Annotated in this window: 15 protein-coding genes and 1 riboswitch; of the genes, 9 read left to right on the forward strand and 6 right to left on the reverse strand. The window is 47.1% G+C overall.

The window, feature by feature from the left end; genetic code table 11:
* Positions 1-256 precede the first annotated feature (256 nt).
* The 4 genes from nikC to D1B31_RS03680 are packed head-to-tail and all read left to right on the forward strand — an operon-like array spanning position 257 to position 4,156.
* Complete coding sequence (gene nikC, locus D1B31_RS03665) at positions 257-1,159, forward strand: nickel transporter permease (RefSeq protein ID WP_118919395.1); 903 nt, start codon at positions 257-259, stop codon at positions 1,157-1,159.
* A gap of 19 nt (positions 1,160-1,178) precedes the next feature.
* A complete protein-coding gene (locus D1B31_RS03670; protein WP_118919396.1) occupies positions 1,179-2,102 on the forward strand; it encodes an ABC transporter permease in 924 nt (307 codons plus the stop codon).
* Between the two features lie 15 nt (positions 2,103-2,117).
* On the forward strand, positions 2,118-3,137 hold the full coding sequence (locus D1B31_RS03675; protein WP_118919397.1) for an ABC transporter ATP-binding protein: 1,020 nt from the start codon (positions 2,118-2,120) through the stop codon (positions 3,135-3,137).
* Positions 3,134-4,156, forward strand: coding sequence for an ABC transporter ATP-binding protein (locus tag D1B31_RS03680; protein WP_118919398.1), 1,023 nt, complete (start codon positions 3,134-3,136; stop codon positions 4,154-4,156). Before D1B31_RS03675 ends, D1B31_RS03680 begins: the two co-directional genes overlap by 4 nt.
* 241 nt (positions 4,157-4,397) lie before the next feature.
* On the opposite strand, the gene allC is transcribed toward D1B31_RS03680, so the two are convergent.
* From allC to D1B31_RS03695, 3 genes are all read right to left on the reverse strand, one after another.
* Positions 4,398-5,633 (reverse strand): allantoate deiminase, encoded by a 1,236-nt coding sequence (allC, locus tag D1B31_RS03685; protein ID WP_118919574.1) that lies wholly within the window; start codon positions 5,631-5,633, stop codon positions 4,398-4,400.
* Positions 5,634-5,687: 54 nt separating this feature from the next.
* The gene (locus tag D1B31_RS03690) at positions 5,688-6,947 is read right to left on the reverse strand and encodes an MFS transporter (RefSeq protein ID WP_420846057.1); all 1,260 of its coding nucleotides are present in this window, start codon (positions 6,945-6,947) and stop codon (positions 5,688-5,690) included.
* A 227-nt stretch (positions 6,948-7,174) separates the two neighbouring features.
* A complete protein-coding gene (locus tag D1B31_RS03695; protein WP_240035148.1) occupies positions 7,175-8,890 on the reverse strand; it encodes a PucR family transcriptional regulator in 1,716 nt (571 codons plus the stop codon).
* A gap of 273 nt (positions 8,891-9,163) precedes the next feature.
* Between D1B31_RS03695 and D1B31_RS03700 the strand changes: the two genes are divergently transcribed.
* The 5 genes from D1B31_RS03700 (at position 9,164) to thiE (ending at position 12,964) form a co-directional block, all read left to right on the forward strand.
* Positions 9,164-9,382, forward strand: coding sequence for a hypothetical protein (locus tag D1B31_RS03700; protein WP_240035149.1), 219 nt, complete (start codon positions 9,164-9,166; stop codon positions 9,380-9,382).
* A gap of 183 nt (positions 9,383-9,565) precedes the next feature.
* Positions 9,566-9,674, forward strand: a riboswitch (TPP riboswitch).
* A 137-nt stretch (positions 9,675-9,811) separates the two neighbouring features.
* Entirely contained in the window at positions 9,812-10,573 is a 762-nt protein-coding gene (locus D1B31_RS03705; RefSeq protein ID WP_118919400.1) for a 3-oxoacyl-ACP reductase, read from the forward strand.
* A 13-nt stretch (positions 10,574-10,586) separates the two neighbouring features.
* Complete coding sequence (thiM, locus tag D1B31_RS03710; protein ID WP_118919401.1) at positions 10,587-11,402, forward strand: hydroxyethylthiazole kinase; 816 nt, start codon at positions 10,587-10,589, stop codon at positions 11,400-11,402.
* Entirely contained in the window at positions 11,399-12,223 is an 825-nt protein-coding gene (gene thiD, locus D1B31_RS03715) for a bifunctional hydroxymethylpyrimidine kinase/phosphomethylpyrimidine kinase (RefSeq protein WP_118919402.1), read from the forward strand. The genes thiM and thiD overlap by 4 nt, the downstream gene beginning before the upstream one ends.
* Before the next feature lie 66 nt (positions 12,224-12,289).
* Positions 12,290-12,964: a thiamine phosphate synthase gene (thiE, locus tag D1B31_RS03720; protein ID WP_118919403.1), complete on the forward strand. Its 675-nt coding sequence runs from the start codon at positions 12,290-12,292 to the stop codon at positions 12,962-12,964.
* A gap of 83 nt (positions 12,965-13,047) precedes the next feature.
* On the opposite strand, the gene D1B31_RS03725 is transcribed toward thiE, so the two are convergent.
* The 3 genes from D1B31_RS03725 to D1B31_RS03735 form a co-directional block, all read right to left on the reverse strand.
* A complete protein-coding gene (locus D1B31_RS03725) occupies positions 13,048-14,289 on the reverse strand; it encodes a GTPase family protein (protein ID WP_158587429.1) in 1,242 nt (413 codons plus the stop codon).
* 738 nt (positions 14,290-15,027) lie between these two features.
* On the reverse strand, positions 15,028-15,585 hold the full coding sequence (locus tag D1B31_RS03730; protein WP_118919405.1) for a hypothetical protein: 558 nt from the start codon (positions 15,583-15,585) through the stop codon (positions 15,028-15,030).
* Entirely contained in the window at positions 15,582-16,214 is a 633-nt protein-coding gene (locus D1B31_RS03735) for an SCO family protein (protein WP_118919577.1), read from the reverse strand. Before D1B31_RS03735 ends, D1B31_RS03730 begins: the two co-directional genes overlap by 4 nt.
* Positions 16,215-16,292: the final 78 nt, after the last annotated feature.

The raw sequence follows: 16,292 nt of genomic DNA on the forward strand, positions 1-16,292 counted from the left end.
TCTTAGTTTGATGAATGTTTAAAATGAATAGAAAAGTCCGATAAATATACGTTTTAGTTCTTCTAAAAAACTCTTTTTCTTTTGCAGGCGGTTGATTGCAATAGCAGTATATTATTTCCATATATAAAAGAGATTATTTTTTATACTAATCTAATTATTGTAATTTTTGAAATCAGCCGTTATGATATAACTTAATGTTTTCATTGTTACAAATATTACGTAGTTTTTTAACTTGGGAGAAAGGATGGAAATACAGATGAATGAACCACAATTACAGCCTGCTCCAGTTGTTAGCTCTGTTGTTGGCAAAACAGCGAAGTCAGCAACCTGGAGAGGCTTTTATCGTAAACTTGCTAAAAACAAGGCTGCGCTCGCAGGAGCATTCATTGTTTTTACTTTTATCGTATTGGCTGTCTTCGCGCCTTATCTAGCGCCACACGATCCCCTGAAGATCACCATGGCCGATAAACTGCAGGGGCCATCATCCGAACATTGGCTTGGTACCGATGATAAAGGGCGGGATATTCTGAGCCGCCTGCTATATGGATCGCGGATTTCCCTGACCGTCGGGTTCCTATCGACTATTTTGGGAGCCGCTGTCGGAATTGTGCTCGGTGTTGTCTCGGGATATTACGGGAGATGGGTCGACTCACTTATTATGAGATTTTGTGATGTTTTGCTTGCGTTTCCAGGCATTCTTCTCGCGCTCGCAATCGTCAGCGTTCTTGGCGCCAGCACAACGAATGTAGTCATCGCTGTCGCCTTTTTTGCAGTTCCCACTTTTGCCCGGATTGTCCGCGGCTCGACTCTAAGTGTCAAAAAACTGGAATACATTGATGCGATTAAGGCCATGGGAGCCAAGGATTCAAGGATTATTTTCCGGCATATCCTGCCAAATATTCTGTCGCCAATTATTGTACAGGCCACCCTTTACATCGCATCGGCCATCATTACGGCGGCAGCTCTATCCTTCCTTGGGATGGGGACCCAGCCGCCTGCCCCCGAATGGGGCACAATGCTGAGCCAGGGCCGTTCGTACATACGCCAAGCTGCCCATATCACTTTGTTCCCGGGGCTTGCTATTCTGCTCGTTGTTGTCGGCTTTAATTTATTCGGCGACGGGCTCCGCGATGCGCTTGACCCGAAGACAAAAAAATAAGGACGGGAAGGTGACCTGAGTGTTTATATTCATCCTACGAAGACTTATTCAAATTATCCCGGTTATGATTGGGGTTACATTAGCTGTTTTTCTAATGATGCACTTTATTCCAGGCGACCCGGCGAAAATCATGGCCGGTGAAAACGCGAACCCGGAACAGGTAGAACAAATGCGCGAGAACCTTGGGCTAAACGACCCTCTTCATATCCAATACATCCGCTATGTCGGGGATGCCATTGTCGGCGACCTCGGCAATTCAATCCGGACCTCAAGGCCGGTTACCGAGGAAATTTTCACTTCCCGCTTTGGCATTACTGTCCAACTGGCAGTTCTCGGAACGGCGACTGCCGTCATTTTCGGCCTCTTTGCCGGGATTATTTCGGCTACAAGAAAATATTCGTTTGCAGATATCAGCCTTATGCTTGCTGCGCTCATTGGCTTATCGATTCCTAACTTCTTCCTTGGGATTGTGCTGATTTTCTTCTTTTCTGTTAATCTTGGCTGGCTGCCGGTTGCCGGCTGGGGGACGTGGGAGCAAATGATTCTTCCGGCAATTACACTGGGGACTGGCGGCGCGGCCATAATTGCCCGAATGACACGCTCCAGTATGCTTGAGGTACTGAATCAGGATTATATCAGGACCGCTTATGCAAAAGGGGTCAGCGACAAGCTTGTCATATACAAGCATGCTTTGCGAAATGCATTGATTCCTGTTGTCACAGTCGTTGGCCTCCAGTTCGGCGGGCTGCTCGGCGGTGCTGTGATCACCGAGACCGTTTTTGCCATAAATGGCCTTGGCCGTTTGATTATTGACTCGATTCGCGCCCATGATTTTCCGATGGTCCAGGGGACAATCCTGGTCTGTGCGGTACTGTTCGTACTTGTAAATTTCCTCGTTGATATTACGTACCGATTAATTAATAAACGAATTGAATTGAACTAAAGGACGGTGAACAGAATGTCTTTAAATAATGATAATATTTTGGAAGTAAAAAACCTGCGCACCTCCTTTTTTACCGATGAAGGAGAAGTGAAGGCAGTCGATGGGGTTGACTTTTCCATTGAACGGGGTAAAACGCTTGGTATTGTTGGCGAGTCAGGCTCTGGAAAAAGCATCACCTCCCTTTCGATTCTTCGGCTGATTGAAGAGGAAACCGGTAAAATCGTCGATGGGGAAATTATTTTTAAAGGCGAGAACCTGCTCAACAAAACGAAAAAGCAGATGAAGTCCATCCGCGGCAACAATATCTCAATGATTTTCCAGGAGCCGATGACGTCGTTAAACCCTACGCTTACTTGCGGTGAGCAGATTGCTGAATCAATCCGTATTCATCAAAAGCTAAATCGCCGGGAGGCTTGGGTGAAGGCGGTAGATATGTTGCGCCAAGTTGGGATTCCATCTCCAGAAAAACGGGCAAAGCAATACCCATTCGAGCTATCCGGTGGGATGAGGCAGCGGGTCATGATTGCGATAGCGCTCGCCTGCACTCCGGAACTGCTGATTGCCGACGAACCGACGACCGCCCTCGATGTGACCATTCAGGCGCAAATCCTTGAGTTGATTAAAAATCTGCAGGAAGAGCTCGGCACATCGCTGATGATTATTACTCACGACCTTGGCGTCGTTGCCGAAATGTGCGATAAGGTTGCGGTTATGTACTGCGGCAAAGTGGTCGAATACGCGGATGTCAAAACAATCTTTACGAATCCGAAGCATCCCTATACGGTTGGGCTTCTTCTCTCAGTGCCGAAGCATGATCAGGATTATGAAGGAGATCTCGCCGTCATTCCTGGTTCGGTGCCTAGCCCACTAAACATGCCGAAGGGCTGCAGATTTGCACCGCGCTGCCCTCACGCCCGGGATATTTGCCATTCGGCATTGCCTGAACTTTTGGAAACAGCCGATGGCGATAAGGTCCGCTGCTGGATTTATAGCGACAAGTGGGAAAAAGAAGCAGAGGGGGTCCGCCAGCCATGAGCATACCAACAGCAACAGAGAAGAAAGCATTGCTCGAGGTAAAAAATCTTAAACAATACTTTCCGATTAAAGGCGGAATTTTAGGCCGGACGGTCAACTATGTTAAAGCCGTGGATGACATCAGTTTTTCTGTGTACGAAGGTGAAACTGTCAGCATCGTTGGCGAATCTGGATGCGGGAAGTCGACAACTGGAAGGGCAATCCTGCGTCTTGATGAGCCATTTGCAGGCGAAGTAAATTTCGATGGCGAAAACCTGCTTGGTTTAAGCAAGGGAGAAATGCGAAAAAAACGCCAGGATCTCCAAATCATTTTCCAGGATCCTTATGCGTCGCTGAACCCGAGACAGACGGTCAGCCAGATACTTGAAGAGGCGCTTGAGATCCAGAACATAGTCCCGGCAAAAGAGCGCCGCCAAACGATAGCCGATTTGCTTCACACGGTCGGCATCGGCGCCCACCAAATGGACCGCTATCCGCACGAATTCAGCGGTGGACAGCGACAGCGCATCGGCATTGCCAGGGCGCTGTCCGTCAATCCGAAACTAATCATTTGCGATGAAGCCGTCTCGGCGTTGGATGTGTCAATCCAGGCGCAGGTGCTGAACTTGCTCAAGGATTTACAAAGAAAGTTTCAGCTGACGTATCTGTTCATCTCGCATGACCTTGGCGTCGTCCGACATATTTCGGACCGAATTATCGTTATGTACCTCGGCAAAATTGTCGAAATTGCCGATAAAAAGTCATTGTTCGAGAAACCGCAGCACCCATACACGATTGCCTTGCTATCGGCCATTCCGAGCACCAACTTGGGACAAAAGCGCGAGCGTATCATCCTGAAAGGCGATGTCCCATCACCAATTGATCCGCCGCAAGGATGCCGTTTCCATACTCGGTGCCCATTCGCCTTCGACCGCTGCCGGGTAGAGGAACCAAAGCTCTATGAAGTAGAAGGAACACATCGCTCCGCATGCCATTTAGTTGAAAATGGCGAGTATGACTTCACTGGAGGCCGGGCCTAAACTATTCGGAAACTGGTGACGGTCATGATCAGCTAACCAAAGATTAATAATAGTAGAGGGACGGTATCTATTGCCCACATCAATGGCAACCGACACCGTCCCTTCCTTATATCTCCTTTTCAGTAAATGGCTTAACTAAATCAGGCTGACAAAACAGTTATACCAAGATGATGCACGGGGACGGTTCTGCTGCTTCTTTCGGGATCCGAATGAAGCACTGGAACCGTCCCCTGCCTCATGTTTATTTATAAGCAAGTTCGTAAAGGGCGCCAATTAGTGCTTTTACCCCTTCCGCTAAATCTTCCGGGGCTGTATATTCAGCCGGGTTGTGGCTGATTCCCTTTAAACTTGGAACGAACAACATGGCCGTTGGAACGAATGGAGCAAAAATTTGTGAGTCGTGTCCTGCCCCACTATGCATAACCTTATAGTTTAAGCCATTTTCTTTACACTTCTGTTCTATGATACCTACCACTTTTGGATCCATCGGAACCGGGTCTGCATCCATCCACATATTGATCGTCGTTTCAACACCATGTTCCTTTGAAATTTCGTTGATTTTCGCAGTGATCTCCTCCGTGAATGAGACAATCGCATCCTTGTCCGTATGGCGGACATCAATTGTGAATATAGCCTTACCTGGCACAACGTTGACAATGTTTGGCTGGGCTTCGATTTTTCCAACGGTCGTAACCAGCGGGTCGCCCGCTTTTCGCGCCATTGAAATCAAATCAAATACCATCTGGCTTGCCGCATAAACCGCGTCTTTTCGATAGCCCATAGGCGTTGTACCCGCATGATTCGCTTCACCTGTTACTTCAACAGTGAATCGCCTTTGTCCTACGATACTGGTAACAACCCCTACTGATTTATGCTCAGTTTCCAAAACGCTTCCCTGTTCAATATGAACCTCGACAAATGCTTTTAAATCGTTTCGCGGTTCTTTCGATTCATCCCTGAACCCAAAGCCGGATTCCTTCATTGCTTCAACAAACGGAACGCCTTTAAAATCGGTGATTTGTTCAACCTCTGATCGTTTCGCTGTTCCAACTATATTTTTCGAACCCCAGAATGTGTACGGGAAACGGCTACCTTCCTCTTCCGCCATGGAAACGACTTCAATGTTCCGAAGCGGCTCACCATATTTTTCGTTTAAATAGTTAATCGCTAAAATACCGGCGACAATTCCATAAGGCCCGTCATAAATCCCGCCATTTTTCACTGAATCAACATGCGAGCCGGTTAGAATCGTTTCATCCGTATTTTTCCCTTTTAAGGTTCCAAACAAATTGCCCACTTCATCAAAATGGACATCTAAACCTTCGTTCTCCATCCACTCTTTTAAAGCATGCTGGGCTTGAACCCATTCTTTAGAATATAATAAACGTGTGACTCCACCTTCAGGATCCTTCCCGAACTGGCTCAACCACTCCAGCTTTTCAATTGTTTCTTTTGCAAGCATCTTCTGGTCTGCCATTGGTACCATCTTTACATCTGCCATGATTGTCACGTCCATTCCTGATTGTTGGTTTTAGTGTTGAACAGAAGGTTTTCTAAGGTTCGTCAGGAACATAACTCCTGTTCCAATCAAAATAATAATAATTGCAACATAAAACCCTAAAATTTTACTTCCAGTCGCATCAGAAATCATTCCCGTTACGAACGGTGCAACGACGGAAGACATCATTCCAAAGAAGTTAAAGAATCCGAGAGTTGTACTGTATCCCTTTTTCGGAGCAATATCCGCCACATAAGAGATTAGGATCGGATCCACCGCCAGCTTGCCGAAAAATCCATACAGGACTAAAAACACGAGCAAGAGGCTATTATTTTGAACAGCAACTGTCAAAAATAAGGTTGCTGCTGCGATTAACTCCAAAATGAGCACGACAGTTATTTTTTTGTTCTTAAATTTATCCGCTACTTTACTGAATAACAAAGCTCCGGGGACAGCTGCGAACGCAACCAAGGAAGATGCAAATCCAATCGCAACCCCTTTAAATCCTCTCTCCAATTGGAGGTAACTAGGCAGCCATGTAACAATCATGTAGTAGCCATAGCAGGTAGCAAAATATAAGACATAGGCGCCAAGCATTCTCACGTCACCGAATAATGTTTTGAAAGAAGCCTTATCTTGAGAACCCTTTTCAGCGTTTACAACCTGATTTTGCCTTTTTCCTTCTTTAATGACTTTCGTAAACGCAAAAGCCATTAGAAGAATTAATCCGGAAGTAATAAATAATAGTGGGCGCCAACTAAAACCAAGACCCTTTACTAAATAGGAAGAGCCAATAAACCCAATCCCCATTCCAAGCGCGGAACCACTATTAATGATCGCCGTAGAAAACCCCCGCTTCTCACTAGGAATCGCCAGCGAAGAAATCGAGTAAGCTGGCCCGTAGTATGTACCTTGTCCGAGGCCGGCAAACGCACTTCCGATTAACAGAAAGAGTAAAGAAGGGGCAAATCCAACAGTCAATGCCCCGAATGCGAAGAGAATAAAGCCGGGTATTAAAATAACCTTCCTCCCAAATTTATCTGCCAGAAAACCAGAAGGTATTTGCATCGATGTGTAACAGAGGAAAAACACACTCGCGATTAGCCCCATACTAGCGTCGGAGGTGATTCCCAACTGCCCCTTTATTTCCGGCAAAATCGGGTTAAGAATTGTCCTATAAGTCCAAATCACTGTCCAACCTAAGCAGAATAGAATAACAATTTTCTTCCAATATTCCATTCCCTTTTTTCCCTGTAATCCATCTTGCATTTCAGCTTGCAATCTATTTTCCATCTACACCCCTATCCTTTCTTTTCTTGCATAAAAACAACAAGAAGTTTTGTCCTGTGCTGTGTAATAAACAAAGGCTTCTTTACTCATGAGAATGGCTGAACGATCGTCACCATCTATTGTAAGCGCTTATAAAGAGTGAATCATCATCCCGTCGGACTAAGATAAATTAATTTTTTTATCCCAAATGGCAAAAAAAGAGCAGGCAATTAAAATTGCCCACTCCTTTTTCAAAGCTGATTCGTTTTTCGTTCAATAAGATCAACAATCTTTAATCCAACTTGAACAGATAACATATCTTCTGGATTATCAAAATCCATTCCGGTTATTTCTTTAATTCTATCTAAACGATAAATGACAGTTTTAGGGTGGATGAATAGTCTATCGGATGTTTTGGTCGCATGTTGGTTACATTCTAAAAAGGTTTGAAGCGTCATTAATAAGTCCCTCTTATTGGCATGCGGGTACTCAAGCAACTTTTGTAAAGAGGCTGGGATAAAATTTCTTAATGTGGATAAATCATCATCAAACTTACAAAGAAGCCTGAAAATCCCCAATTCCGAAAACATCGTTACAGCATCTTTGCCGTTGATGATTTCCCCGAACTCCAACGCATCCTGGGCCTCACGATAGCTTTTGGGGATGTCAACAATCCGCTTTACAATGCTTCCTATCCCTACTTGGACGCCGACCTCTTTAATATGTACTTTGATTGATTGTTGAATTTCCCTGATGATTTCTTTCATTTTTGCCAGTGAAGCTGCCTGACTTTCAGCATCCCGATTTATTTTCCACAAGATGATGATTTGGTTGCCTCTACTTCTAATGATGCCGTTTGGCACATGATGGTTGATCGCCTCATAAACCATTTCAAGTTTTTCATCTGACAGAACTCTCTTTTGCTTTCGTTTCGTTGAGTAGGTTTCTTGATAATTTGTTAATTTGAGCACGACAGCCGTAAAGGGCCCACCTAAATCCCAGCCAATCACATTCGCTTTTTGCAAAATCGTACCCATCTGTCGGAGTTTTCCTCCAATCAGATCATCAATGAAATCATTCTTTAATTGTTTATCAACCTCTGCAACTGCAAATTGTTTCACTAGTTCCAAAGAAAGCGAGATTGCGCAATTCTCGACTGCAATAAAATCAAGTTCTTCAAGAGGTTTATGGTATTCATCAATCAATAAATACGTTTTAATATGGTTCATCGTTTCAATCGGAACAACGATTTGCCAGCCCTTTTGGCCTTCTAATGACGAGTATTCGACGGCTTGCCGATAATGTGGAAATTTTATTTTATTTTTTTGATTAAAAGAAGCGGGGACTTTTTCAATGATTTCGAATTCTGCCAGGGAAGGGACGGTTGACCCGATGCACTGAAAATTCCGGTCAAAAAGCGAGACCGGATTGCCAATCAACTTCTCCAATGTGTTTATTATTTTGTCGGCTCCCTCATCAGCGAGGGATAAAGCAGTAAAACGATCATGGATCTCCTTGTAATATTGGAGTTTTTTGACTTGATTATTAAATAACTCGCCCATTACAGGATACATGACATCGATATATAGCACATGTCTAGGAATCTGAATAAGAGGTACCCCGTATTTTTTGGCCGCGGCTATGATGGGCTCGGGAATTTCCGAGACAAATCGGTCAATTTTGATTACGAGTGCGCCAATCTCTCTCTCCGCTAACCTGGAAATAAATTGCGTTTGTTCCTCCTCAGTAAAATTAAGAATAGGATAAAGACTCGTTAGAAGCAATTCCCCTCCCTTGATCCAATCGGTAATATCCGGAGCTTCCATAATCGTTGCCCCACTGATGATTCGATTCAAAGAATTATGCTCACTTAGCAAAACTGCATCTTTCAGAGACGGAACATTCAATAAATCCTTTATAGTAAAGTCCATAAATGTCATCCCTTCTACAAAAAAATCAATCTCCAAGCCTCCCAACCTTAACTAGCAACAACAACACTGAGAGACCGACAATTATCACCAGTATACAACAAAACAATAGAATTCCATTTTAAAAGGAAGCAAGGGGGAAGCAAGGGGACGGTTCTGCTGCTTCATTCGGGTCCCGAATGAAGCGCTGGAACCGTCCCCTGCCTCACTGTGACAATTGGCATATAGCATTCTTTTTGTTTGTGCTACGGTTAAGGTAAGTTGTTTATTATGTAAAGGGAGTGTTTATAGATGTGTTGTGGATGTTCTAGTATGGAAGATGGGCAAGCGGTTGTGGATCATGTGAGGAATAAGGGCAAGGCGGAGCTTCCTCCTTTGGTTGAGCATGAGATTCAATGTGAGTGCGGCGAGGTATTTACGCTGAAAAAGGTCATTATGAATTGTCCAAAATGCGAGATGACGTACGCGGTGACGCCTTGCAGTTCCGGTGATTTCAACAATATAAAGCGCGCGGGTATTGCCTACGCGTAATATTATAGACGAAACATGCGGGCATCGCTTATTTTGTAGGAGCATCTTGCTATTGCACACCGGGCGTCCGTATCGTTAAAAAACTCTTCCATGTATGTAGGAGGGGTTTTTATTTTGCCAAAAAGAGCGATTCCTTTACTTCCCTCCTGCTCAAGGGTAACATTGAGGTTAGTTACATATTCACGAGACTACTAGGGGTGCCCGCTATGGGCTGAGAGAAAAACGCTGAGTTTTTTAACCCTTTGGACCTGATCTGGATGATACCAGCGTAGGAAAGTAGAGGTGACGCACCTGCCATTAAAAAATCAAGGCCAGGCCCCTCTATGGGTCTGGCCTTTTTGCGTCTAAAATACACCAACGGTATTCCAGATGTTGATCAGGACAAGTCAATCAGAATACGTACATCAATACAATTAGGGGGGATTGAGGTTGGAATTGAAAGATCAAATTGTGCTAGTGTCTGGTGCCAGCCGGGGTCTTGGACGCGAGATTGCGCGTGCTTTTTCCCGGGAAGGAGCTCGGGTGATTGTCAATTACTTCAATAGCGCGGAGCAGGCGGAAAGCCTCGTTCAGGAACTTGGTGACAAGGCTGTTGCGTTCCGGGCGGATGTTCGTGACGACGGCCAGGTTAAGAATCTGTTCGAGCAGGCAAAAGCCCACTTTGGGTCGCCCGTTACAACAATTGTGAATAATGCGCTCGTCTCGTTCAAGTTCGATCCTGTCAAAAACAAGGACGCTTTTGCCATTAGGTGGGAGGATTACCTTCAGCAGCTGGAAGGCGCGGTCAAGGCAAGTTTATATACGGTCCAGGCAGGACTTGATGATATGAAAGAGCAGAAATTCGGCCGGATTATCAATATCGGGACGAATCTTGTCCAGCATCCGGTCGTGCCGTACCATGACTACACGACAAGCAAAGCCGCCCTGCTCGGCTTTACAAGGAACATGGCGGCCGACCTCGGGAAATATGGGATTACCGTCAATATGGTTTCGGGCGGGCTATTAAAAACGACAGGTGCGAGTGCCGCTACATCCGACGAGGTTTTCGAGCTGATCAAGGCATCCACTCCTCTCCGAAGGGTCACCGCTCCTTCAGAAATGGCGGACGCCGTCCTGTTTTTCGCTTCGCCTTGGAGCCGGGCTGTCACCGGGCAAAATATCATGGCCGACGGCGGCCTTGTGATGAATTAAGGGGGGACCTGAGTTGAAACAAGAAATTTGCTCTTTGCTGCAAAAGGTTAGAGAACAGAATCCGCTTGTCCACAATATTACGAATGTCGTTGTCACCAATTTTACCGCGAACGGGCTTCTGGCTCTCGGGGCGTCGCCAGTGATGGCTTATGCAAAAGAAGAGGCGGCCGAGATGGCGTCGATTGCCGGGAGTTTAGTTTTGAACATAGGAACTTTGACTGCTCCAGCAGTTGAAGCCATGCTTCTTGCTGGAAAATCGGCAAACGAACACGGGGTGCCGGTCATCCTTGATCCTGTCGGTGCCGGGGCAACAACGTACCGGACTGAAACGGCCAGGATGCTTGCAAAAGAAATCAGCATTGCGGCGATCAGAGGAAATGCGGCAGAAATCGCCAATATTGCAGGAGAAGAGTGGGAAATCAAAGGTGTCGATGCGGTTGAGTCCAATAAAGATACTCGAGATCTAGCTGTGCTTGCAGCGAAAAGGCTGAACACGGTTGTCTCGATTACAGGCAAGGAAGATGTCGTAACAAACGGCTTGGAAACGTTCGTCATTGCCAACGGCCATCCCCTTTTGACAAAAGTGACTGGCGCCGGCTGCCTGCTCACCTCAGTCGTTGGTGCATTCGCCGCAGTCGAAAAAAATTACTTAAAAGCCGCTGCTGCCGCTCTGGTTACTTACGGGTCAGCCGCGCAACTCGCCGCTAAAAAAACGGAAGCCAAAGGCCCAGGCAGCTTCCAAATCGAATTGCTGAATCAGCTTCATCACGTAAACGATGAGGATCTGCTACGAATCAGTTCCTTTAATTATCATCGCAAGGAGGAATAAAGGTGAAAAAAGCGTTAACGATTGCAGGCTCCGACAGCGGCGGAGGAGCCGGCATCCAGGCAGATATTAAGACGTTCCAGGAACTTGGCGTCTACGGGATGTCTGTACTGACTGCGGTTACCTCCCAGAATACGCTAGGCGTCCAAGCGGTTTATCCGCTGCCCCCTGAAGCGGCGGCCAGGCAGATCCAGTCGATTGGCGAGGATATCGGAACAGACGCAGTTAAAACCGGCATGCTGTTTGATGCAGCAGTAATCAAATCCGTAGCCAGGAGTATCTCTTCTTTTGGGTGGGAAAAAGTCGTTGTCGACCCAGTCATGATTGCGAAAGGCGGGACTTCCCTTTTGCAAAAAGAAGCGATTGCCGCCCTGAAGGAGGACCTACTCCCACTCGCCATGGTCGTGACCCCAAATATTCCCGAAGCGGAAGAGCTTACCGGCATGGCGATTAAAACCGAGGAAGAGAAAAAAGAAGCGGCGCGAGTCCTTCACCGCCTCGGCGCCTCACATGTTGTGATGAAAGGCGGCCATGATGAAGATGTGGAAAAAGCCGTTGATATCCTTTTTGATGGCGAGAATTTCTTCTACTTTACAAGCCCAAGAATCCAGACAAAAAATACACATGGGACAGGCTGCACATTTTCGTCGGCAATAGCGGCTGAGCTGGCTAAAGGGCATTCTGTTTATAACGCGGTTTCAACCGCAAAGCAGTTTATCCAGGCAGCGATTGAAGATTCAATTCAAATCGGCAACGGACATGGTCCGACAAACCATTGGGCGTTCGGGCGGCGAAATCAACTTGGTGGTAAGGCGCTTGAGTAAATGGCGTTGGGCATTTTTGCAAAAACAAAGCTCTATTTCACATTGAAAAGAAAGGCGATTGATTAAATGACGAAAATGACTGTTACAAAAATGAGAGAACTGTTGAAGCTCTATTTCATCACCGGCAGTGTAAACTGCAAGAAGAATCCCGATGAGGTGCTCGAGGAAGCGATTAGGGGTGGGATTACCCTCTTCCAGTTTCGCGAAAAAGGAACCGGCAGCCTGACGCGGGCCTCCAGGGAAGAATTGGCGGTTAAGTTGATGGGAATTTGCAGGCGCCACCGCATTCCATTTATCGTGAATGATGATGTCGACCTGGCTATTCGCTTGGGTGCCGATGGTGTCCACATCGGCCAGGACGATGAGCGGGCAAGTGAAGTGAGAAAAAAGATTGGCGACAAAATTCTCGGTGTTTCTGCCCATACGCTTGAGGAAGCCCGACTGGCCATTGAAGCGGGTGCTAATTATCTTGGCGTCGGACCGATTTTTCTAACCGCGACGAAGGATGATGCCAAGAAGCCTATCGGCCCGGGGTTGGTGCGGGAACTCAGAGAAAAAGGCTATGACATCCCCATTGTCGGGATAGGCGGCATTACAAGCGCCAACGCAGCGGAAGTCATCGCTGCAGGCGCTGACGGTGTTTCAGTTATCTCCGCAATCAGCCAGGCTCACGAACCTGCTTTAGCAGCAAGCGAGCTGTTGGTTGGGGTTTCGAGGGTTGAATCTAAGAATCAAGTCTAATTTTTACAGTAAAAAGCTCGGTCACTTTTTAAGTGGCCGAGCTTTTTTATGGTGATTGAGATGGTAGGCGTACAGATACTCTCCTATTTTTCTTTTTTCATTTTCTCAAAAATGGTCTTATAGACGTTTCTGACGTTTTCGAGTGGCTTTTCTTCGATGAAGTAGGCGATGGCGGCTTCACACAGTGCGTACGTGCCGGCTGTGGCAATCGCGCCGGAGATGACGCTTCCGGCGACAGGGATGATTTTTAGGAGCTGCCTTGCGACTTGCCTGAAGACAAGCCCGGCGGCCGCGTTCACCCCGAGCGCGCTCAAGAATTCCTTGACGCCTTTTTTATCAAGCCTTTTGCCGCCTATAAGACCGATCGATGTGACCATCGCCATTTGCAGCCCGGTAATGATCGGGATATCGGGTCCCGGAATCGGGCTCGCTCCGATTGCACCGGTAATGCCCGCGACACTTTTCCCGATCCTTCTTGCGAGTTTCTTTTGAATCAGTTTAATTTTGGACAATTTTGCAAGGATCATTTGGGCTTCATTGGGTAACTGCTCGATCAAATAATCGAGCAGTGTGTCTACGTTCCAGCGGATGTCGTAGACAATTTCCCCCCCTTCGAATTCCATATAGGCGCTGACCGGAATGACTTTGACCTGGCCGCCGACCGCTTCCTCAAGCTTGGCTGCGAGCACGTCGACCGCCTCGCCAATATTGGATTGTTTCAATTCATTGTCAAACGGGGGGGTGTCCGCCGATTTCGGGCTCAGCTCGTCCACCTGGGTGACGACGCCGACAATCGGAATCTTGTAGCTATGCTGCGTCTCGATCATTTTCCTGAGCTGCAGCAGCTGTTCGATATCCTCATCAATTCTTGAACTTACTTCTTTTGCCTTGCTCAAAAACAAAATCGCATCCGGGCATTTTTCCTTAACGGAGGATTGCACTTCCTCAAGGGCGGTAGCGTGTGAAAACTCTTCCTCCGGCCGATCCGCTTCGCCAAGTCCCCTTGTGTCAAGGATTTCGAGGTCTCCGGATTCCGATTCATACGTATGCCACTTCCCCATGCCGGTCCGCGCTTTCACGTCACCGATTTCCGCCCGCTTCTCGCCAAAAATGGCATTGATCAAGCTCGACTTCCCCGCTCCCCTCCGTCCGACAATCGCTATCCGCGCCGGCCGGGCATTCAGGGTGAACTGCTTCAGCTGGTCAAGCTCCCCTCTTATCTTGCTTTTCATCACTTCCGGTAGCTTCGACTCCACAAGCCCATCGTAAATCGATTTGATTAAATCATCTATTTGCTGGACATTTTCATCCTTACGCTCATTCATGTATGAACTCCTCCCCTTGTTTGCACTATTATACCCTTTCATAGATGGCATATATGTTTATGGCTGGACTCTTTCTATTCTTCTACCCTGATTGCATGGGGAAGTATGTATTTTTTTTTGCAAAATAAAAGTGAGAGGGTGAGTTTCGTTCGCATCGAATCGCAGGGTGATGATCATATAACGAAGGCTGTCGTGGATCTGGTTCTTATGCGACAGGAGAGCACCAATTCTACCCACTGGATGTCGCATAGCAGGCTCTTATGCGACAGGAAAGTACCAATTCTACCCACGGATGTCGCATAGAAGGCTCTTATGCGACAGGAGAGCAGTGATTCTACCCCACGGATGTCGCATAGCTGGCTCTTATGCGACAGGAGAGCACCAATTCTACCCACGGATGTCGCATAGCAGGCTCTTATGCGACAGGAGAGCACCAATTCTACCCACTGGATGTCGCATAGCAGGCTCTTATGCGACAGGAAAGCAGTGATTCTACCCCACGGATGTCGCATAGAAGGCTCTTATGCGACAGGAGAGCACCGATTCTACCCACTGGATGTCGCATAGACGAATCTTTTTGCGACAGAAAAGCCTAAATTTTATCAACGACTGTCCAATACCCAATTGCCCCCAGCGAGTAAGGCCTTTTTTGCCGTCAATCCACAAGTCCATATGAAAAATGCCTGGCACGACAGCGGGACAATTAACGTCCCACTAACGTGCCAGGCACTACCACTATTATTCATACTCGGATGGATCGATGAAGAAGTTATAGCCAAGATACACGATGAAGGCCACGGCGGTGGCGATGTAGCCCCAGCCGAGGATGACCTGGTCGATGACGAGGTAGCTGTTGCATAGGTTATCGGGTGCCATGATGTAAAGCCAGCCCATGGCGATGAAGAGTGCGGTGAAAAATCCGAAGACGATATTTCGCCCTCTGCCCGTCAGCTTGAACCAGCTGTCCCGTAATGGAATGCCTGCGAGAAACGGCAGGCTGATGAATTTGAACACCTCGACGGCCGGAAGCGTGAGAGCTTCATCCATCGCCCGCGGCAGCATCCAATAGCCAATGATGACCATGAAAAGAAGGATCCCCGGCACGCCATTTTCATTCCATTTTGCAAAAAAGCCAGGAAACTTATCAAGGAAAAAGCGTCCCATGAAGAAGCCGGAGACAACGAGCAACGGCATCTGCATATGCATGTGAACGATCATGATCGATTCCAGGAAGTTGGCAACCGGAGGAAGGGCGAGAGCTGCCAGTAAAAATAAACCGTATGCTCCCTGTTTCATCGCTGCTCCCCCTCCTCAAGAATGCTCGTAACCTTCCGGGCCGCTTCGCCTGGTTGCTTGTAGTCCATGACGTCAGCCAAATTACCGTTACGGTCGACAAGGTAAAACGCCGAGTTATGGGCAAAATTCCCTTCACCATCCGGGATGACAATGACGCCGAATTCCTTCAGCAGCGAATCGAGCTCCGCTTCGTCCTCGATCCGCGCCATCCGCCATGTTTCCCCGTCACTCTCGAACATGTTCTTGTACTTATCGAGCCTTTCAGGTGTATCCCGCTCAGCATCAAAGCTGATGCTCAAAAAGACAATGTCCTTGCCGATAAAGCGCTCAGGCAGCTGCTTGTAAACCTCGCCCATGTTCATTTCCAGTTCGGGGCAAACCGTTCCGCAGCTCGTGTAAAGGAACGTAATAAACACATACTTCCCTTTGAACTCCGAAACCGGGTACGCCCGCCCTTCGCTGTCTTCGAGCGTAACCTCTGGGAACTTTGGTTTTTCCTCTTTGAGCCGCTCGACCCTCGCTGCTTCTGCCGTAAAGGCGTGAAACCCGTCCGTCCCGACATAGAACAGGACAAGTCCAAACAGCAGAACCATCATGCTCGCCCACGTATTTCTTCCAAACTTCTTCATGAAAATCACTTCCATCCAGTGTAATCACCTGGCTAAAAAGGGTTGCCAAACCGAACATCATCATTTTGCAAAATAATC

Origin of the sequence: Neobacillus notoginsengisoli (assembly GCF_003515685.1) — a bacterium.
GTDB lineage: Bacteria > Bacillota > Bacilli > Bacillales > Cytobacillaceae > Bacillus_D > Bacillus_D notoginsengisoli.